The sequence below is a fragment of the Streptococcus oralis genome (assembly GCF_023110055.1).
Lineage (GTDB): Bacteria > Bacillota > Bacilli > Lactobacillales > Streptococcaceae > Streptococcus > Streptococcus oralis_BY.
This window is the reverse complement of the sequence record NZ_JALDVG010000001.1, coordinates 729415-748459: the sequence shown is the minus strand read 5'-3', so window position 1 is coordinate 748459 and position 19045 is coordinate 729415. Positions and strand designations below refer to the sequence as shown.

Annotated in this window: 21 protein-coding genes; 20 read left to right on the top strand and 1 reads right to left on the bottom strand. The window is 42.7% G+C overall.

All coding sequences use genetic code 11. The features are described from left to right. The first annotated feature begins 353 nt into the window (after nt 1–353). The 9 genes from M1G01_RS03580 (at nt 354) to deoD (ending at nt 8477) form a co-directional block, all read left to right on the top strand. Nucleotides 354–1409 carry an ABC transporter permease gene (locus tag M1G01_RS03580; protein ID WP_247931178.1) on the top strand — a complete coding sequence of 352 codons (1056 nt, stop codon included), beginning with the start codon at nt 354–356 and terminating at the stop codon, nt 1407–1409. 13 nt (nt 1410–1422) lie between these two features. After that, nucleotides 1423–2103: an ABC transporter ATP-binding protein gene (locus M1G01_RS03575; RefSeq protein ID WP_247931177.1), complete on the top strand. Its 681-nt coding sequence runs from the start codon at nt 1423–1425 to the stop codon at nt 2101–2103. Nucleotides 2104–2227: 124 nt separating this feature from the next. Next, on the top strand, nt 2228–3157 hold the full coding sequence (locus M1G01_RS03570) for a peptidase U32 family protein (RefSeq protein ID WP_247931176.1): 930 nt from the start codon (nt 2228–2230) through the stop codon (nt 3155–3157). Between the two features lie 105 nt (nt 3158–3262). Continuing rightward, complete coding sequence (gene rpiA / locus M1G01_RS03565; protein WP_000429278.1) at nt 3263–3946, top strand: ribose-5-phosphate isomerase RpiA; 684 nt, start codon at nt 3263–3265, stop codon at nt 3944–3946. A 23-nt stretch (nt 3947–3969) separates the two neighbouring features. Continuing rightward, the gene (locus M1G01_RS03560) at nt 3970–5181 is read left to right on the top strand and encodes a phosphopentomutase (RefSeq protein ID WP_247931175.1); all 1212 of its coding nucleotides are present in this window, start codon (nt 3970–3972) and stop codon (nt 5179–5181) included. A gap of 1 nt (nt 5182) precedes the next feature. After that, nucleotides 5183–5740, top strand: coding sequence for a DUF1697 domain-containing protein (locus tag M1G01_RS03555; RefSeq protein WP_247931174.1), 558 nt, complete (start codon nt 5183–5185; stop codon nt 5738–5740). Further along, complete coding sequence (locus M1G01_RS03550; RefSeq protein WP_000143354.1) at nt 5740–6549, top strand: purine-nucleoside phosphorylase; 810 nt, start codon at nt 5740–5742, stop codon at nt 6547–6549. The genes M1G01_RS03555 and M1G01_RS03550 overlap by 1 nt, the downstream gene beginning before the upstream one ends. 4 nt (nt 6550–6553) lie before the next feature. Beyond that, nucleotides 6554–7264, top strand: a complete 711-nt coding sequence (locus tag M1G01_RS03545) for a type 1 glutamine amidotransferase (RefSeq protein WP_084944470.1) — start codon at nt 6554–6556, stop codon at nt 7262–7264. A gap of 502 nt (nt 7265–7766) precedes the next feature. Then, nucleotides 7767–8477, top strand: a complete 711-nt coding sequence (gene deoD / locus M1G01_RS03540; RefSeq protein WP_000022091.1) for a purine-nucleoside phosphorylase — start codon at nt 7767–7769, stop codon at nt 8475–8477. A gap of 32 nt (nt 8478–8509) precedes the next feature. Here the strand turns inward: deoD and pavA are convergent, their stop codons facing one another. Next, nucleotides 8510–10165 carry an Rqc2 family fibronectin-binding protein PavA gene (gene pavA / locus M1G01_RS03535; RefSeq protein ID WP_247931173.1) on the bottom strand — a complete coding sequence of 552 codons (1656 nt, stop codon included), beginning with the start codon at nt 10163–10165 and terminating at the stop codon, nt 8510–8512. A gap of 104 nt (nt 10166–10269) precedes the next feature. Here pavA and ybeY point away from each other — a divergent pair, with 104 nt between their 5' ends. From ybeY to tehB, 11 genes are all read left to right on the top strand, one after another. After that, nucleotides 10270–10767: an rRNA maturation RNase YbeY gene (ybeY, locus tag M1G01_RS03530; protein WP_000275172.1), complete on the top strand. Its 498-nt coding sequence runs from the start codon at nt 10270–10272 to the stop codon at nt 10765–10767. Continuing rightward, on the top strand, nt 10748–11143 hold the full coding sequence (locus M1G01_RS03525) for a diacylglycerol kinase family protein (RefSeq protein ID WP_000378183.1): 396 nt from the start codon (nt 10748–10750) through the stop codon (nt 11141–11143). The genes ybeY and M1G01_RS03525 overlap by 20 nt, the downstream gene beginning before the upstream one ends. Nucleotides 11144–11159: 16 nt before the next feature. Continuing rightward, nucleotides 11160–12059, top strand: coding sequence for a GTPase Era (gene era / locus M1G01_RS03520; RefSeq protein ID WP_000143274.1), 900 nt, complete (start codon nt 11160–11162; stop codon nt 12057–12059). A 48-nt stretch (nt 12060–12107) separates the two neighbouring features. Continuing rightward, a complete protein-coding gene (gene mutM / locus M1G01_RS03515; protein WP_247931172.1) occupies nt 12108–12932 on the top strand; it encodes a DNA-formamidopyrimidine glycosylase in 825 nt (274 codons plus the stop codon). Continuing rightward, nucleotides 12932–13537 (top strand): dephospho-CoA kinase, encoded by a 606-nt coding sequence (coaE, locus tag M1G01_RS03510; RefSeq protein WP_049485261.1) that lies wholly within the window; start codon nt 12932–12934, stop codon nt 13535–13537. The genes mutM and coaE overlap by 1 nt, the downstream gene beginning before the upstream one ends. Further along, complete coding sequence (gene pmrA, locus M1G01_RS03505; protein WP_071850879.1) at nt 13524–14723, top strand: multidrug efflux MFS transporter PmrA; 1200 nt, start codon at nt 13524–13526, stop codon at nt 14721–14723. Before coaE ends, pmrA begins: the two co-directional genes overlap by 14 nt. Continuing rightward, the gene (rpmG, locus tag M1G01_RS03500; RefSeq protein ID WP_007519517.1) at nt 14723–14872 is read left to right on the top strand and encodes a 50S ribosomal protein L33; all 150 of its coding nucleotides are present in this window, start codon (nt 14723–14725) and stop codon (nt 14870–14872) included. Before pmrA ends, rpmG begins: the two co-directional genes overlap by 1 nt. A 39-nt stretch (nt 14873–14911) precedes the next feature. Next, entirely contained in the window at nt 14912–15145 is a 234-nt protein-coding gene (gene secG, locus M1G01_RS03495) for a preprotein translocase subunit SecG (protein ID WP_000282514.1), read from the top strand. Between the two features lie 96 nt (nt 15146–15241). Further along, entirely contained in the window at nt 15242–17596 is a 2355-nt protein-coding gene (gene rnr / locus M1G01_RS03490; protein ID WP_247931171.1) for a ribonuclease R, read from the top strand. Then, the gene (gene smpB, locus M1G01_RS03485; protein ID WP_001051742.1) at nt 17559–18026 is read left to right on the top strand and encodes an SsrA-binding protein SmpB; all 468 of its coding nucleotides are present in this window, start codon (nt 17559–17561) and stop codon (nt 18024–18026) included. Before rnr ends, smpB begins: the two co-directional genes overlap by 38 nt. Nucleotides 18027–18040: 14 nt before the next feature. Beyond that, a complete protein-coding gene (gene tehB / locus M1G01_RS03480) occupies nt 18041–18901 on the top strand; it encodes an SAM-dependent methyltransferase TehB (protein WP_084880637.1) in 861 nt (286 codons plus the stop codon). The last annotated feature ends 144 nt before the right edge of the window (nt 18902–19045 follow it).

Genomic DNA, 19045 nt, shown 5'->3' with positions numbered 1-19045 from the left:
TCATTTTTTATGCAGAGAATTATTACAGAATTGTTACAAAACTACTAAAGTCTCTTATCAACTTCTAAGTCGCTCTCTTGACACCTACAAGGGAAAATGGTAGCATGGATGTTACACTTAAAACAGATGACCTAACCTTCTCTATTATAAATATACTGAGAAAGGAAAGGATAACTTATATAAATTGATAGCAAGCTGAGGCTTTTTCCTAAGATGATTTGTTGAGTTGCTACCTGGATACTTTTGAAGAGTATTGGTAGGAGTTGTTTTGAATGGATGGAAGGACAGAGATTCTGTCTATTGGTCTGGGTGGCTTTTAAACTACCTCTGGGGAAAAGTTAAAGGAGATAAGCATGTATCTTGCTATCAAAGAAATAGTACGAAACAAACTTCGATATAGTTTGATTCTAACTACCATTTTTCTTATCGCTTTTATGGTCTTTTTTATGACCAGTCTAGCTCTTGGTCTTGTGCGAAACAACCGAGCCGCTATTGATAATTGGCAAGCAACGGGTGTCGTTTTATCCGATTACGCAAATGATAATTTGACAGCATCCTTTATTCCTGAAAAGGACTACAAGGATAAGAGTTCTGAAGAGGCTGCTCCATTGGGCTATATGTTTGCTGTAACCAATCTAGTCAATGGTAGCGAAAAGGTCAATGTTTCCATTTTTGCTCAAGACTGGGACGCTTTTATCTCTCCGAGTTTGACTGATGGCCGGTATCCTGAGGGAGATGATGAGGTTGTCGTGGATCAGTCCTTTGAGAACTATGGGATTAAGCTAGGTGATACCATTCAGCTCAATGGAAGCGAGACAGGTTATAAGATTATAGGCCTAACTCAAGGAAATAAATTTTTCACTGAGCCTGTTGTCTTTACGAGTCTGACAACTTATTGGACCTTACAAGGAACCTTGAAAGCCAATCGATCCATCTCTGCCTTGGTATTGAAAAATGATATAGAAGTGGTTGGGGATAGTCTGAAACAGATTTCCATTCCAAAAATGATATCAAAAATTCCTGGTTACACACCTCAGGTGAATGTATTTTCAGGAATGATTCTTGCTATGATTGTTATCACAGGCTTGATTGTGGGGATTTTTGTTTATATCATTACCATCCAAAAACTAGGTCTTTATGGAATAATGCGAGCTCAGGGAATACAAATCAAAACCATTGTATGGTCTCTTTTCTGTCAAATCTTCCTCCTAGCTGGTATGGGTATTGCTTTAGCTTTACTGGCAATCGGAGGAGTGATTTTAGTCTTACCAGCTACCTTCTTTTTCTATCCAAGTTGGATAGCCTACTCTGTCCTAAGCTTGGTCATTTGCTTGATGGCCCTTCTAGGTGGTGTCATTTCACTTCCACGCTTGTTAAAGGTGGACCCGATTACTGCGATTGCAGAATGATAAGGAGAATAGTATGACAGCATTGATTGAAATGACTCAAGTAACAAAAACCTACGGGGAAGGAAAGATGAAAGTCGTAGCCCTGCATGAGACGAATTTTCAGCTAAATGCGGGAGAGTTCGTGGCTATCGTCGGGCCTTCTGGCTCTGGCAAGACAACCTTTCTAACAACTCTAGGACAACTTCAGGAAGCATCGAGTGGAAAGATTCTAGTAAAGGGGAAGGAAACAGGCAGTTTGACGGAGAAGGAAAAAACAGACCTCCGTTTTAGAGAGTTTGGTTTCATTCTTCAGGCTTCAAACCTAATTCCTTTTCTAACAGTCAAGGAACAGCTGGATTTGATTGACAGACTGGATAATGGGAAAAATAGTAAAAGTGACCGAAAAGAGCTCTTTGACTTGTTGGATTTGGAAAAAGTAAAAGATCATTATCCAAAGGCTTTATCAGGTGGCGAACGTCAACGTGCGGCGATAGCTAGAGCGCTCTATAACAATCCAAGCATTGTGCTTGCAGATGAGCCGACGGCCAGTCTGGATACTCAGCGTGCCTACCAAGTAACGGAGATGTTGGCTGCCATTGCCCACGAACAAGGGAGAGGAGTTGTTATGATTACACATGATACTCGTCTTCTTGATAAGGTTGACCGTATTTATGTCATGAATGATGGCCACCTAGTTGAAGAAACACGTGCATAAAATAGAGTGAATGGTACAAGTTACTGTTCACTTTTTGATTGGGAAAGATAGAAATAAGTTTAACTTTTTGTGAAACTCCCAGTACCCATAGCTGATTTTTGAGAAATGTGGTATAATTTTTCTTATGGAAAAGATTATCATTACAGCAACTGCTGAAAGTATTGAACAAGTTGAACAGTTACTAGAAGCTGGCGTAGACCGTATCTACGTCGGTGAGAAAGATTTTGGTCTTCGTTTGCCAACGACCTTTAGCCAGGATGAGTTGCGAGAAATCGCCAAGCTCGTTCATGAAGCAGGCAAGGAATTGATCGTTGCAGTCAACGCCCTCATGCACCAAGACATGATGGACCGTATCAAGCCTTTTCTAGACCTCTTGGAAGAAATCAAGACAGACTATATTACTGTTGGGGATGCAGGTGTCTTTTACGTGGTCAATCGTGATGGTTATTCCTTTAAGACTATTTACGATGCTTCAACCATGGTAACAAGCAGTCGTCAGATTAACTTCTGGGGCCAAAAGGCTGGCGCCTCTGAGGCTGTCTTGGCCCGTGAAATTCCATCTGCTGAGCTCTTCAAGATGCCAGAGATTTTGGAAATTCCTGCTGAAGTGTTGGTTTACGGGGCTAGTGTCATTCACCATTCTAAGCGTCCGCTCTTGCAAAACTACTATAACTTCACGCACATCGATGATGAAAAGACACGTAAACGTGACCTCTTCTTAGCAGAACCGAGTGACCCTGAGAGCCATTACTCTATCTTTGAAGATAATCATGGTACCCACATCTTTGCAAATAACGACCTTGATTTGATGACCAAATTGACAGAATTGGTGGAGCATGGCTTTACTCACTGGAAACTCGAAGGGCTTTACACACCAGGTCAGAACTTTGTTGAGATTGCTAAACTCTTTATTCAAGCGCGTGGCTTGATCCAAGAGGGGAATTTCAGCCATGATCAAGCTTTCTTGTTAGATGAGGAAGTGCGCAAGTTACACCCTAAAAACCGTTTCCTCGACACAGGATTCTATGATTACGATCCTGATATGGTTAAATAGGACACTAAAACCCGAAATAAAAATGTTCGGGTTTTTCCAGTGTATCCATGAAATAAAAACGGATACATGTTATAATAAAAATAGCTCTTTAATGGAGGTGTTTAAGTGGAGAATCTGAAAAAGATGGCAGGTATCAAGGCTGCTGAGTTTGTCAAGGATGGTATGGTTGTTGGACTCGGTACTGGATCAACTGCCTACTATTTCGTAGAGGAAGTAGGTCGTCGGATCAAGGAAGAAGGTTTGCAGATTACTGCTGTGACAACTTCCAGTGTGACCAGTAAACAGGCTGAAGGACTAAACATCCCACTCAAGTCGATTGATCAAGTGGATTTTGTCGATGTGACAGTTGACGGGGCGGATGAAGTAGATAGCCAGTTTAACGGGATCAAAGGCGGAGGTGGTGCCCTTCTGATGGAGAAGGTTGTGGCAACGCCCTCAAAAGAATACATTTGGGTGGTAGATGAAAGCAAACTGGTAGAGAAACTAGGTGCTTTTAAATTGCCAGTAGAAGTGGTTCAGTATGGTGCAGAACAGGTCTTTCGTCGATTTGAGCGAGCTGGCTACAAACCAAGTTTCCGTGAAAAAGACGGTCAGCGTTTTGTGACCGATATGCAGAACTTTATCATTGACCTAGCCTTGGATGTCATTGAAGATCCAATTGCCTTCGGGCAAGAATTGGACCATATCGTTGGTGTCGTAGAGCATGGCTTGTTCAACCAAATGGTGGATAAGGTCATCGTTGCTGGACGAGACGGTGTTCAGATTTTAACTTCAACAAAAGCAAACTAATCAACATAATAAGGAGATACACTATGTCAAAATTTAATCGGATTCACTTGGTGGTACTGGATTCTGTAGGAATCGGTGCTGCGCCAGATGCCAATAACTTTGTCAATGCAGGGGTTCCAGATGGAGCTTCTGACACACTAGGACACATTTCAAAAACCGTTGGTTTGAATGTGCCAAACATGGCCAAAATCGGTCTAGGAAATATTCCTCGCGAAACGCCGCTGAAGACTGTACCAGCTGAAAGCAATCCAACAGGTTATGCAACAAAATTGGAAGAAGTATCCCTTGGTAAGGATACTATGACTGGACACTGGGAAATCATGGGACTTAACATTACGGAACCTTTCGATACTTTCTGGAACGGATTCCCAGAAGAAATTTTGACGAAAATCGAAGAATTCTCAGGACGCAAGGTCATTCGTGAAGCCAACAAGCCGTACTCAGGAACAGCTGTTATCGATGACTTTGGACCACGTCAAATGGAAACTGGGGAGTTGATTATCTATACTTCAGCTGACCCAGTCTTGCAAATTGCTGCCCACGAAGACATCATTCCTTTGGATGAACTATACCGTATCTGTGAATATGCTCGTTCAATCACCCTTGAGCGCCCAGCCCTTCTAGGCCGTATCATTGCCCGTCCTTATGTAGGTGAGCCTGGTAACTTCACTCGTACTGCAAATCGTCGTGACTTGGCTGTTTCACCATTTGCACCAACTGTTCTCGATAAACTCAATGAAGCAGGTATCGATACTTATGCTGTTGGTAAAATCAACGATATCTTTAATGGTGCAGGAATCAATCATGACATGGGACACAACAAGTCAAATAGCCATGGAATTGATACACTCTTGAAGACGATGGGCCTTGCTGAGTTTGAAAAAGGATTCTCATTTACAAACTTGGTAGACTTTGATGCCCTATATGGCCACCGTCGTAACCCACACGGTTACCGTGATTGCTTGCATGAGTTTGATGAACGCTTGCCTGAAATTATCGCAGCCATGAGAGAGAACGACCTTCTCTTGATTACTGCGGATCATGGAAATGACCCAACCTATGCAGGAACAGACCACACTCGTGAATATATTCCACTTTTAGCTTACAGCCCTAGCTTTAAGGGAAATGGTGTCATTCCAGTTGGGCATTTTGCAGATATCTCAGCGACTGTTGCCGAAAACTTTGGTGTGGAAACTGCCATGATTGGGGAAAGTTTCTTAGATAAATTGGTATAAGATGACGCGCTATGCTTTACTGGTAAGGGGCATTAATGTCGGTGGGAAAAATAAAGTTGTCATGGCGGAGCTTCGTCAAGAACTGACAGAGTTGGGACTGGAAAAAGTTGAAACCTACATCAACAGTGGCAATATTTTCTTTACTTCGACAGATGCCAAAGCCCAATTGGTTGAAAAGTTAGAGACTTTCTTTGAAGTCCATTATCCATTTATACAGAGCTTTTCTTTGCTGAGTCATGAAGACTATGAAGCAGAGCTGAAGAATCTGCCTGAATGGTGGACCAAAAATTTGGCACGAAAGGATGTGCTCTTCTACACGGAGGGCTTGGATGTGGCTCAAGTCATTGAGACAGTTGAAAGTTTGGAACTGAAAGATGAAGTGGTTCATTTTGGAAGACTTGGGATTTTCTGGGGGAAGATCTCTGAAGAATCTTACTATGCAACTGCCTATCATAAGTACTTGCTCAAGATGCCTTTTTATCGCAACATCACCATTCGCAACGCAAAAACCTTTGACAAAATCGGTCAAATGCTAAAAAATAATAAAGGAGATGTATAATGACATTTTTAGATAAGATCAAGGAAACAGCTGCTTTCCTGAAAGATAAAGGAATCCAAGCTCCCGAGTTTGGTCTAATCCTTGGATCAGGACTTGGAGAATTGGCTGAAGAAATCGAAAATCCAGTTGTAGTAGACTATGCAGACATTCCAAACTGGGGCCGCTCTACAGTAGTTGGGCACGCTGGTAAATTGGTATATGGTGACCTTGCAGGTCGAAAAGTCTTGGCTCTTCAAGGTCGCTTCCATTTCTACGAAGGAAATCCTCTTGAGGTCGTGACTTTCCCAGTACGTGTGATGAAAGTTCTCGGATGTGAAGGTGTCATTGTAACCAATGCAGCTGGCGGTATTGGCTATGGTCCTGGTACCTTGATGGCTATCTCAGACCATATCAATATGACGGGGCAGAACCCATTGATGGGTGAAAACTTGGATGATTTTGGTCCACGTTTCCCTGATATGTCAAAAGCCTACACACCAGAATACCGTGCAACTGCCCATGAAGTGGCTAAAAAACTCGGTATCAAGCTTGATGAAGGTGTCTATATCGGTGTAACCGGTCCGACTTATGAAACACCTGCAGAAATTCGTGCCTATAAGACATTGGGAGCAGATGCAGTTGGTATGTCCACTGTTCCTGAAGTGATTGTGGCAGCCCACTCAGGCTTGAAAGTTTTAGGAATTTCATGTATTACGAACCATGCTGCTGGTTTCCAAGAAGAACTCAACCACGAAGAAGTTGTAGAAGTAACAGAGCGTGTCAAAGGTGACTTCAAAGGCTTGCTTAAAGCGATTCTTGCTGAATTGTAATGTCATGAGAGTTCACTTTATTTTACATGAGACCTTTGAAGTTCCAGGTGCTTATCTAAAATGGGCTCTGGAACGAGGTCATCACATTACATCAACAAAGGTTTATGAAAAAGAACCTCTTCCTGAAACAATTGACGGGATTGATTTTCTGATTGTCATGGGTGGTCCTCAATCACCTGATGAGGATAGAGAAAACTTCCCATACTATGATCCAAAGGCTGAGCTTGCTTTTATGAAAGAAGCGATTGCTGCAGATATTTATATTGTTGGTGTCTGTCTTGGTGCGCAACTCCTATCTGTTGCCTATGGTGCGAAGTATGAACATAGTCCAGAACGCGAGATCGGAGTTTATCCTGTGACATTGACGATGCAAGGTCTAACAGATCCTCACGTCAGCTTGTTCGGAAAAAACTTAGAAACCGGCCACTGGCACGGTGATATGCCAGGGCTGACAGAGGATGCTGTTGTTCTTGCGACCAGTCAAGGTTGTCCACGCCAAATTATTCGCTTCAGTCCGAAACATTATGCCTTTCAGGCTCATTTGGAATTTGATCCCGAAGCAGTAGAACTCTTAATTACTGCGGATGGTGAGGAGCAATTAAGAGAGCAAAGTGAAAAGTTCACTTTCGTTCAAACACCAGAAGAATTACGTGAAAATCATTACTCCGAAATGAATGCAAAACTGTATGCATTTTTAGATTCATTGGTAAACTAGGAACTACAGAAATCCAGAGTATCTGAGTTATAGTCAAACTCGGGCTAACTGTTCTGCAAAATATTTAAATTTAAAATCAAGAAAGAAAGGAATTGAACCCACCCTAAAAGCAGTGGGAAAAAGATAGTTGGTCTAGCGAGCATCGCTCACTGCACCCAACTCCTATTTTCCCTTCGCTTTTTGACGGGTTTGGTATCTTTTTGACTATCACATTTAGAATAAAGAAAGGTAGAGCGAAGTGTTCTAATTTGAACACGAGCGGAAAACTTGGAAAATAGATAATCTGACTGAGAAATCAGGATTTCTCGTCAGATTCCTAATTTTCAGTCGTTTTCTTCTCGCTCTCTAATCATCATAAAATAAAGAAAGGATGGGTAAACCGTATTTGCTGAACTGAATACGGGCGGAGAACTGTGTAAAAAAGATAAACTGTCTAGCATCTGCGGTGCTTCGTCAGTTTCCTATTTTTACTTTGTTCTCTGTCGCCCTTTATATCTTAACTATGTCTATCCATATTGCTGCTCAGCAGGGTGAAATTGCTGATAAAATTCTCCTTCCGGGGGATCCTCTTCGTGCGAAATTTATTGCGGAGAATTTCCTTGAAGATGCTGTTTGTTTTAATGAAGTTCGTAACATGTTTGGCTACACTGGTACGTACAAGGGTCACCGTGTATCGGTCATGGGAACTGGGATGGGAATGCCGTCCATTTCTATCTATGCCCGTGAGTTGATTGTAGACTACGGAGTGAAGAAATTGATTCGTGTGGGAACTGCGGGTTCATTAAATGAAGATGTTCATGTCCGTGAATTGGTTTTGGCGCAAGCAGCTGCAACCAACTCAAACATCATCCGCAATGACTGGCCACAGTATGATTTCCCACAAATCGCTAGCTTTGATTTGCTTGACAAGGCCTACCATATCGCTAAAGAACTCGGTATGACAACCCACGTTGGGAACGTCTTGTCATCTGATGTCTTTTACTCAAACTACTTTGAAAAGAACATTGAGCTTGGTAAATGGGGAGTTAAAGCTGTAGAAATGGAAGCAGCAGCACTTTACTATCTTGCTGCCCAACACCACGTTGATGCGCTAGCTATCATGACAATCTCTGATAGCTTGGTCAATCCAGATGAAGATACTACTGCAGAAGAACGCCAAAATACCTTCACCGATATGATGAAGGTTGGTTTGGAAACCTTGATTGCAGAGTAAATTGTAAACGAAAATCCTGATTTCAAGTGGAATCAGGATTTTTTCATAGATGCGATTTTTTCTGGGTCTGGTGTGACACGGAGGGTCTTTTGTCCGGTATAGGTTACAAAGCCTGGTTTGCCACCAGTTGGTTTGTTGAGTTTTTTCACTTCAATCATATCTACCTGAACTAGATTTGACAAGCGCCCTTTGGAGAAATAGGCAGCCAGTTCCGCCGCATCTGTCTTGACTTCGTCAGAAGGATTGAGATTTCCTGAGATAACGACATGACTTCCAGGAATGTCCTTGGCATGGAACCAAAGTTCCTCCTTGCGGGCCATTTTAAAGGTCAATTCTTCATTTTGCAAGTTGTTACGACCGACATAAATGATGGTTTTGCCATCGCTTGCTAGATACTGCTCTGGTTTTTTGCGCTTGTGGATTTTCTCTCGCTGTCTTCTACGGATAAAGCCTGTTTGGATCAATTCTTCACGGATTTCAGCGATTTCTTCCAGTCCAGCTTGGTTGAGAACGGTCTCCACACTTTCCAGATAGAGAATGGTTGCCTTTGTTTCTTCAATCAGTTCAGCCAGGTATTTGACAGCTTCTTTGAGTTTCTGGTAACGTTTAAAATAGCGTTGGGCATTCTGACTGGGAGTCAAGGCCTTATCAAGCGCAATGGTGATAGGTTGGTTGGTGTAGTAGTTGTCCAAGGTAACCTGATCTTGGTCATTGGGAACTTGATGAAGGAAGGTTGTCAACAATTCCCCTTTTTGGCGAAATTCCTCAGCATTGTCTGTCGCTAGTAACTCTTTTTCTTGTTTTTTAAGCTTATGTCGATTTTTTTGAAGTTCATTTTCAACACGACGAATCAGTTCACTGGCTTGCTGTTTGACGCGGTCCCGTTCAGCCTTGTCCTTATAGTAGGTGTCCAGCAAGTCAGAAAGGCTGGCAAAAGGCTCTCCCACCTGATTTACAAAAGGAACTGGGCTGAAGGAAGTCTCTGTTAAGCATGGTTTGGTTTCTTGACTGAAAAAGTTTCGGAAAGTAGACAGTTTATCACTGACAAGAATGTTTTCCAATTCATTTGCCGTATCACGTCCCAGACCTTGAAAGAGACTTTGAAGATTTTTTGCTGTTAGTTCTTGGGTTTGTAGTATTTCAAAGAGTTTTTCATCCTTGACAGTAAAAGGATTGAGAGACTCGGTACTTGGCGGAGCGATATAGGTCGATCCTGGAAGTAAGGTGCGGTAGCTGTTTTGTGAAAAACCAACGTGTTTGATGACTTCGAGGATTTTATGGCTACTTTTATCCACGAGGAGAATATTACTGTGTTTACCCATGATTTCGATAATCAAGGTAGCCTGGATATGATCTCCAATTTCGTTTTTATTGGAAACCGTGATTTCCACAATACGGTCATTTTCGACTTGCTCAATCGACTCAATCAGGGCACCCTGCAAATACTTTCTCAAAACCATGATAAAAGTCGAAGGTTGGGCTGGATTTTCAAAAGTCGTTTGAGTTAGCTGGATGCGTCCAAACACAGGATGAGCAGAGAGGAGCAGGCGATGGCTTTGGCGATTGCTGCGGATTTGCAAGACCAACTCTTGTTCAAAAGGTTGATTGATTTTCTGGATGCGACCATTGACCAACTCTCTTCGCAATTCCTCAACCATATGGTGTAAAAAAAATCCGTCAAATGACATCGTTCTCTCCTTGTGATTGTATTCCATAGTATTATATCAAAAAGGTAGAATAAAATCATGGAAATGTGGTATAATAAAGCCAAGTAAAGAGAATCGAGAAGTACATGTATATTGAAATGGTAGATGAAACTGGTCAAGTTTCACAAGAAATATTGCAACAAACCCAAGAAATTTTGGAATTTGCAGCCCAAAAAATAGGAAAAGAAGACAAGGAGATGGCAGTTACTTTTGTGACCAACGAGCGTAGCCACGAACTCAACCTCGAGTACCGTGATACGGATCGTCCGACAGATGTCATCAGCCTTGAGTATAAGCCAGAATTGGACATCTCCTTTGATGAGGAAGATTTGCTTGAAAATCCTGAATTAGCAGAAATGATGTCCGAGTTTGATGCCTATATTGGGGAACTGTTCATCTCTATTGATAAAGCGCATGAGCAGGCTGAGGAATATGGCCACAGCTTTGAGCGTGAGATGGGCTTCTTGGCAGTACACGGCTTTTTACACATTAACGGCTACGATCACTACACTCCGGAAGAAGAAGCGGAGATGTTCGGTTTACAAGAAGAAATTTTGACAGCCTATGGACTCACAAGACAATAAACGAAAATGGAAAAATCGTGACCTGGTATCTAGTTTAGAATTTGCTCTTACAGGAATTCTGACTGCTTTCAAGGAAGAACGCAATATGCGAAAACATGCAGTGACGGCTCTAGTAGTCATCCTTGCAGGTTTTGTTTTTCAGGTGTCACGAATCGAATGGCTCTTTCTCCTAATGAGCATTTTCTTGGTAGTGGCTTTTGAGATTATTAACTCCGCTATCGAAAATGTAGTGGATTTAGCCAGTCACTATCACTTTTCTATGTTGGCAAAGAAAGCCAAGGACATGGCAGCAGGAGCCGTGCTTGTGGTTTCCCTTCTTGCTGCGGTGATTGGTGCACTCATCTTTCTCCCACGCATTTGGGATTTATTATTTTAAAGATTAAGAGGAAATTATGACATTTAAATCAGGCTTTGTAGCCATTTTAGGACGTCCCAATGTTGGGAAGTCAACATTTTTAAATCACGTCATGGGGCAAAAGATTGCCATTATGAGTGACAAAGCGCAGACAACGCGCAATAAAATCATGGGGATTTACACCACGGATAAGGAGCAAATCGTCTTTATTGACACACCAGGGATTCACAAGCCTAAAACAGCCCTTGGCGATTTCATGGTGGAATCTGCCTACAGTACCCTGCGTGAAGTGGATACTGTTCTATTCATGGTGCCAGCTGATGAGCCACGTGGTAAGGGCGACGACATGATTATCGAGCGTCTGAAAGCTGCCAAGGTTCCTGTGATTCTGGTGGTGAATAAGATTGACAAGGTTCATCCAGACCAGCTTTTGGCTCAGATTGATGACTTCCGTAACCAGATGGACTTTAAGGAAATTGTTCCTATCTCAGCCCTTCAGGGAAATAACGTTTCTCGACTAATCGATATTTTGAGTGAAAATCTAGAGGAAGGTTTCCAGTATTTCCCAGCTGATCAAATCACAGATCATCCTGAGCGTTTCTTGGTTTCAGAAATGATTCGTGAGAAGGTTCTTCATTTGACACGTGAAGAGATTCCTCACTCAGTTGCAGTGGTAGTTGACTCCATGAAGCGTGATGAAGAGACAGACAAGGTCCACATCCGAGCAACCATCATGGTCGAGCGTGATAGCCAAAAAGGTATTATCATCGGAAAAGGTGGGGCTATGCTCAAGAAAATTGGGACCATGGCCCGTCGTGATATCGAACTCATGCTAGGGGACAAGGTTTTCCTAGAAACTTGGGTTAAGGTCAAGAAAAACTGGCGTGATAAAAAGCTAGATTTGGCTGACTTTGGCTATAATGAAAAAGAATACTAAGTAGAGGTGGGCTCATGCCTGCTTCTTGTTTTTACAGAAGGAGGATTTATGCCTGAATTACCAGAGGTTGAAACGGTTCGTCGTGGCTTGGAAAAATTGATTCTGGGTAAGAGGATTTCGAGTGTAGAAATTCGCTATCCCAAGATGATCAAGACGGATTTGGACGAGTTTCGAAAGGAAGTGCCTGGTCAAGTAATTGAGTCCATGGGGCGTCGTGGAAAATATTTGCTTTTTTACCTGACAGACAAGGTATTGATTTCTCATCTGCGGATGGAGGGAAAGTATTTTTACTATCCAGACCAAGTTCCAGAACGCAAGCATGCCCATGTTTTCATTGAGTTCGAAGATGGTGGCACTCTTGTATATGAGGACGTACGCAAGTTTGGTACTATGGAACTATTGGCACCCGACCTTTTGGATGCCTACTTTATTTCTAAGAAACTAGGTCCTGAGCCAAGAGAGCAGGACTTTGATTTGCAGGTCTTTCAATCTGCCCTAGCCAAGTCTAAAAAGCCTATCAAATCCCATCTCCTAGACCAGACCTTGGTAGCTGGCCTTGGCAATATCTATGTGGATGAGGTTCTCTGGCGAGCTCAGATTCATCCAGCTAGACTTTCCCAGACTTTGACGGCAGAAGAAGCGTCAGCTATTCATGACCAGACCATTGCTGTTTTGGGACAGGCAGTCGAAAAGGGCGGTTCCACCATTAGAACCTATACCAATGCCTTTGGGGAAGACGGAACCATGCAGGACTTCCATCAGGTCTATGATAAGACTGGACAAGCATGTTCGCGCTGTGGCGCCATCATTGAGAAATTCCAGCTTGGCGGAAGGGGAACTCATTTTTGTCCTCAGTGTCAAAGGAGGGACTGATGGGAAAAATCATCGGAGTCACAGGAGGTATTGCTTCAGGTAAGTCAACTGTGACAAATTTCCTAAGAGAGAAAGGCTTTCAAGTGGTGGATGCTGACGCAGTAGTCCATGATCTACAAAAACCTGGTGATCGTCTTTATCAGCTCTTAGTTCAGCACTTTGGGCAAGAAATTATCTTAGAAAATGGAGAACTCAATCGCCCTCTCCTGGCTAGTCTCATCTTCTCAAATCCTGAGGAGCGGGAATGGTCTAAGCAAACCCAAGGAAAGATTATTCGTGAGGAATTGGCTGCACTGAGAGACCAGTTGACTCAGACAGAAACGATTTTTTTCATGGATATTCCCCTGCTTTTTGAACAGGACTATGCCACCTGGTTTGATGAAACATGGCTGGTCTATGTGAACCGTGATGTTCAGGTGGAACGTTTCATGAAACGGGATCATCTTTCTAAGGAAGTAGCAGAGTCCCGTCTGGCAACTCAGTGGTCTTTAGAAGAAAAGAAAAAATTAGCGAGCCATATATTAGACAATAATGGCAGTCGTGATCAGCTTGTGAGTCAAGTAGTGAAGTTACTTGAAGGAGGCGATAGCTGTGCAAGAGATTAGTTGGAAAGAGAATCTTCGTGTCGCATGGTTCGGTAGTTTTCTAACGGGTGCCAGTATTTCCTTGGTCGTTCCTTTCATGCCTATCTTTGTAGAGCAGTTGGGAATTGAAGGGGACCAAGTTGCTTTCTATGCTGGATTAGCCATCTCAGTTTCGGCTGTTTCAGCAGCTCTAGTTTCTCCCATTTGGGGTATTCTTGCTGACAAGTACGGTCGAAAGCCTATGATGATTCGAGCAGGTCTTGCCATGACCATTACGATGGGAGGTTTGGCCTTTGTGCCAAATATCTATTGGCTACTCTTTTTGCGCTTGCTCAATGGTGTATTTACTGGTTTTGTCCCCAATGCAACGGCCTTGATTGCTAGTCAGGTACCTAAAGATAAGTCGGGAGCGGCTCTGGGAACTCTATCTACAGGTGTAGTTGCAGGAACATTGACGGGTCCCTTTGTTGGAGGCTTTATTGCTGAAATTTTTGGCATTCGTAATGTCTTTTTATTGGTAGGTGCTTTCTTATTTTTAGCTGCAATCCTAACCATTTTCTTTATCAAGGAAGATTTTCAGCCAGTTGCTAAGGAGAAGGCTATCCCAACGAAAGAAGTATTTTCTTCTTTCAAGTATCCTAGGCTCTTAGTAAACCTTTTTTTGACGAGCTTCGTCATTCAATTTTCAGCTCAATCAATTGGCCCCATTCTAGCTCTCTATGTGCGGGACTTAGGGCAGACTGAGAATCTCCTCTTTGTATCAGGATTGATCGTATCCAGCATGGGATTTTCTAGTATGATGAGTGCTGGAATTCTAGGAAAACTTGGCGATAAGGTAGGGAATCATAGATTGTTAGTTGCAGCGCAGATTTATTCCGTCATCATTTACCTTCTTTGTGCCCATGCAACCAGCCCCCTTCAACTTGGCTTGTATCGTTTTCTCTTTGGTTTGGGAACGGGAGCTCTCATACCGGGAGTCAATGCCCTTCTCAGCAAAATGACTCCAAAATCAGGTATTTCAAGGATTTTCGCCTTCAACCAAGTCTTTTTTTACCTCGGTGGAGTGATTGGACCTATGGCGGGATCTGCAGTTGCAGGATATTTGGGCTATCATGCTGTCTTTTATGCGACAGCAGCCTGTGTAGCTTTCAGTTGTTTATGTAACATAGTGCAATTTAGATCATTATTAAAAGTAAAGGAAATCTAGTGCGAGTAAAAATCAATCTCAAGTGCTCCTCTTGTGGTAGCATGAATTATCTAACCAGTAAGAACTCCAAAACTCATCCAGACAAGATTGAGGTGTTAAAATATTGTCCAAAGGAAAGAAAAGTAACTTTACATCTTGAATCTAAGTAGAATTTATGGTAAAATAATAGGGATTTTAAGGAGTTTGATATGTATAACCTATTATTAACCATTTTATTAGTATTATCTGTTGTGATTGTGATTGCGATTTTCATGCAACCAACTAAGAACCAATCCAGCAATGTATTTGATGCCAGCGCAGGCGATTTGTTTGAACGTAGTAAAGCTCGTGGTTTTGAAGCTGTGATGCAACGTTTGACAGGTATTTTAGTCTTTTTCTGGCTAGCCATTGCCTTAGCATTGACGGTATTATCAAGTAGATAAGAAATGGGCGAGACTAGGTCTTAGCCTATTTTTATTTTCAATGACACTTATAAAGTTATCAATCAAAAAGAAATTATAAAAATCTAGAAAGAAAACATGAAAGATAAAATTAAAGATTATTTGCAAGAGAAGGGGCGAGTGACGGTAAATGACCTAGCTCAGGCTCTCGGAAAGGATGGGTCAAAGGATTTCCGTGAGTTGATTAAAACTCTGTCTCTGATGGAAAGAAAGCACCAGATTCGTTTTGAAGATGATGGTAGCTTATGTCTGGACCAAAAGAGGAAACATGAAATTACTCTCAAAGGGATTTTTCATGCCCATAAAAACGGCTTTGGCTTTGTTACTCTAGAAGGGGAAGAGGACGACCTTTTTGTAGGAAAAAACGATGTCAACTATGCCATTGATGGTGATACCGTAGAGGTGGTCATCAAGAAAGTCGCTGATCGTAACAAGGGAACAGCTGCAGAAGCCAAAATTATTGATATCTTAGAACACAGCCTGACAACCGTTGTCGGGCAAATCGTTCTGGATCAGGAAAAGCCCAAGTATGCGGGCTACATTCGTTCAAAGAATCAGAAAATTAGCCAACCGATTTATGTGAAGAAACCGGCTATCAAGTTGGAAGGTACTGAAGTTCTCAAGGTCTTTATTGACAAATACCCAAGTAAGAAACATGATTTCTTTGTCGCTAGTGTGCTAGACGTGGTGGGGCACTCGACTGATGCTGGGATTGACGTTCTTGAAGTCTTGGAATCCATGGATATTGTTTCAGAATTTCCAGAAGCTGTTCTCAAGGAAGCAGAAAGTGTGCCAGAAGCTCCGTCTCAAAAGGATATGGAAGGTCGTCTGGACCTGAGAGATGAAATCACCTTTACCATTGACGGTGCGGATGCCAAGGACTTGGACGACGCAGTACACATCAAGCCTTTAAAGAATGGCAATATCGAACTCGGAGTTCACATCGCAGATGTTTCCTACTATGTGACCGAGGGTTCTGCCCTTGACAAGGAAGCCCTTAACCGCGCGACTTCTGTCTATGTGACAGACCGAGTGGTTCCAATGCTTCCAGAGCGTTTGTCAAATGGCATCTGCTCTCTCAATCCTCAAGTCGATCGCTTGACCCAGTCTGCTATTATGGAAATTGATAAACATGGTCGTGTGGTTAATTACACCATTACCCAAACAGTTATCAAGACGAGCTTCCGTATGACCTATAGCGCTGTTAATGATATCCTAGCTGGCGATGAGGAAAAGAGACGAGAGTTTAAGAAAATTGTTCCAAGTATCGAGCTCATGGCCAAGCTTCATGAAAGGCTAGAAAGCATGCGTGAGAAGCGTGGTGCCCTTAACTTTGATACCAGTGAAGCTAAGATCTTGGTGGATAAAAAAGGTAAGCCTGTGGATATCGTTCTTCGCCAACGTGGCATTGCTGAGCGGATGATTGAGTCCTTCATGTTGATTGCTAATGAAACGGTTGCCGAGCACTTTAGCAAGCTGGATCTACCTTTCATTTATCGAATCCACGAGGAGCCCAAGGCTGAAAAAGTTCAGAAGTTTATTGATTATGCTTCAAGCTTTGGTTTGCGGATTTATGGGACTGCCAGTGAGATTAGCCAGGAGGCGCTTCAAGACATCATGCGTGCTGTTGAGGGAGAACCCTATGCGGATGTATTGTCCATGATGCTTCTTCGTTCCATGCAGCAGGCTCGCTATTCTGAGCACAATCACGGTCACTATGGTCTTGCTGCTGATTATTACACTCACTTTACCAGCCCTATTCGCCGTTATCCAGACCTCCTTGTCCATCGAATGATTCGGGATTACGGCCGTTCTAAGGAAATAGCAGAGCATTTTGAACAAGTGATTCCAGAGATTGCAACCCAGTCTTCCAACCGTGAACGTCGTGCCATCGAGGCGGAGCGTGAAGTCGAAGCCATGAAAAAGGCTGAGTACATGGAAGAATACGTTGGTGAAGAGTACGATGCGGTTGTGTCTAGCATCGTTAAATTCGGTCTCTTTGTTGAATTGCCAAACACGGTTGAGGGCTTGATTCACATCACCAATCTACCTGAATTTTATCATTTCAATGAGCGAGATTTGACTCTCCGTGGAGAGAAATCAGGAATAACTTTCCGTGTAGGACAGCAGATTCGCATTCGGGTTGAAAGAGCGGATAAGATGACAGGTGAGATTGACTTCTCTTATATCCCAAGTGAGTTTGATGTCATCGAAAAAGGCTTGAAACAAGCTGGACGCAAAGACAGGGGTCGTGGTTCAAGTCGTCGTTCGGATAAGAAGGAAGACAAGAGAAAATCAGGGCGCTCAAATGATAAGCACAAGCATTCACAAAAAGATAAAAAGAAAAAAGGCAAGAAACCTTTTTACAAAGAAGTAGCTAAGAAAGGAGCCAAGCATGGCAAAGGGCGAGGGAAAGGTCGTCGCACAAAATAAAAAGGCGCACCACGACTATACAATCGTAGATACGCTAGAGGCAGGGATGGTCCTGACTGGAACTGAAATTAAGAGCGTTCGAGCTGCTCGAATCAATCTCAAGGACGGCTTTGCCCAAGTAAAAAATGGGGAAGTCTGGCTGAGCAATGTTCATATTGCCCCTTACGAAGAGGGCAATATCTGGAACCAGGAACCAGAACGCCGTCGTAAACTCCTGCTCCATAAGAAGCAAATTCAAAAATTGGAACAAGAGACCAAAGGGACAGGAATGACCCTTGTTCCCCTTAAAGTCTATATCAAAGATGGCTACGCCAAACTCCTTTTAGGACTTGCTAAAGGGAAGCATGACTATGACAAACGGGAGTCGATCAAGCGTCGTGAACAAAACCGCGACATCGCGCGTGTGATGAAAGCTGTTAACCAGCGTTAAGAAGAGGAAGTAAAATGGAAAAATTAATTGCCTATAAACGGATGCCCTTGTGGAATAAACAGACCATGCCAGAAGCTGTCCAGCAAAAGCACAATACCAAGGTAGGCACTTGGGGAAAAATTACTGTCTTAAAGGGGGCACTCAAGTTTATTGAGTTGACAGAAGATGGTGAGGTTCTAGCTGAGCATCTCTTTGAGGCGGGAGCAGACAATCCCATGGCGCAACCGCAAGCCTGGCACCGAGTAGAGGCTGCAACAGACGATGTAGAGTGGTACTTGGAATTTTATTGTAAACCTGAGGATTATTTTCCTAAGAAATACCAGACCAATCCAGTCCATTCAGAGGTCCTAGAGGCTATGCAGACGGTGAAACCAGGAAGAGCCTTGGATTTGGGTTGTGGTCAAGGCCGTAACTCTCTCTTTCTTGCACAGAATGGTTTTGATGTGACAGCTGTTGATCAAAATGAATTGTCCCTTGAAATCTTGCAAAGCATCGTAGAGCAAGAGGATCTAGACATGCCTGTCGGACTTTATGATATCAATTCTGCCAGTGTTAGCCAAGACTATGATTTTATCGTTTCAACAGTTGTTCTGATGTTCCTACAAGCGAACCGCATTCCAGCTATTATCCAAAATATGCAGGAGCACACCACGGTCGGTGGTTACAATCTTATCGTCTGTGCCATGGATACAGAGGATTATCCTTGCTCGGTTAATTTCCCATTCACCTTTAAAGAAGGGGAACTGGCGGACTACTACAAGGATTGGGAATTGGTCAAATATAATGAAAACCCAGGACATCTGCACCGTCGTGATGAAAATGGTAATCGCATTCAACTACGCTTTGCGACTATGCTAGCTAAAAAAATCAAGTAAATCAAACTTAACCCAGTGAATAGAAACCACTTTGCAAGGTCTCTATTCGTTTTTGTTTGCGTTGGTTGATTGGGGAGAGCAGGATTTTATGCTATACTAGAAGTAGGAAATCTGAGCATTAGAGTTGTATTGCTGATACTCTCA

Bases quoted from the DNA above. Each gene is read 5' to 3' on its own strand.
- coaE (WP_049485261.1), top strand. From the start codon at position 12,932: ATGGGAAAAATCATCGGAGTCACAGGAGGTATTGCTTCAGGTAAGTCA.
- ybeY (WP_000275172.1), top strand. From the start codon at position 10,270: ATGTATATTGAAATGGTAGATGAAACTGGTCAAGTTTCACAAGAAATA.
- M1G01_RS03545 (WP_084944470.1), top strand. From the start codon at position 6,554: ATGAGAGTTCACTTTATTTTACATGAGACCTTTGAAGTTCCAGGTGCT.
- M1G01_RS03580 (WP_247931178.1), top strand. From the start codon at position 354: ATGTATCTTGCTATCAAAGAAATAGTACGAAACAAACTTCGATATAGT.
- pavA (WP_247931173.1), bottom strand. From the start codon at position 10,165: ATGTCATTTGACGGATTTTTTTTACACCATATGGTTGAGGAATTGCGA.
- M1G01_RS03525 (WP_000378183.1), top strand. From the start codon at position 10,748: ATGGACTCACAAGACAATAAACGAAAATGGAAAAATCGTGACCTGGTA.
- rnr (WP_247931171.1), top strand. From the start codon at position 15,242: ATGAAAGATAAAATTAAAGATTATTTGCAAGAGAAGGGGCGAGTGACG.
- M1G01_RS03570 (WP_247931176.1), top strand. From the start codon at position 2,228: ATGGAAAAGATTATCATTACAGCAACTGCTGAAAGTATTGAACAAGTT.
- M1G01_RS03555 (WP_247931174.1), top strand. From the start codon at position 5,183: ATGACGCGCTATGCTTTACTGGTAAGGGGCATTAATGTCGGTGGGAAA.
- mutM (WP_247931172.1), top strand. From the start codon at position 12,108: ATGCCTGAATTACCAGAGGTTGAAACGGTTCGTCGTGGCTTGGAAAAA.
- M1G01_RS03575 (WP_247931177.1), top strand. From the start codon at position 1,423: ATGACAGCATTGATTGAAATGACTCAAGTAACAAAAACCTACGGGGAA.
- secG (WP_000282514.1), top strand. From the start codon at position 14,912: ATGTATAACCTATTATTAACCATTTTATTAGTATTATCTGTTGTGATT.
- smpB (WP_001051742.1), top strand. From the start codon at position 17,559: ATGGCAAAGGGCGAGGGAAAGGTCGTCGCACAAAATAAAAAGGCGCAC.
- M1G01_RS03560 (WP_247931175.1), top strand. From the start codon at position 3,970: ATGTCAAAATTTAATCGGATTCACTTGGTGGTACTGGATTCTGTAGGA.
- tehB (WP_084880637.1), top strand. From the start codon at position 18,041: ATGGAAAAATTAATTGCCTATAAACGGATGCCCTTGTGGAATAAACAG.
- era (WP_000143274.1), top strand. From the start codon at position 11,160: ATGACATTTAAATCAGGCTTTGTAGCCATTTTAGGACGTCCCAATGTT.
- deoD (WP_000022091.1), top strand. From the start codon at position 7,767: ATGTCTATCCATATTGCTGCTCAGCAGGGTGAAATTGCTGATAAAATT.
- M1G01_RS03550 (WP_000143354.1), top strand. From the start codon at position 5,740: ATGACATTTTTAGATAAGATCAAGGAAACAGCTGCTTTCCTGAAAGAT.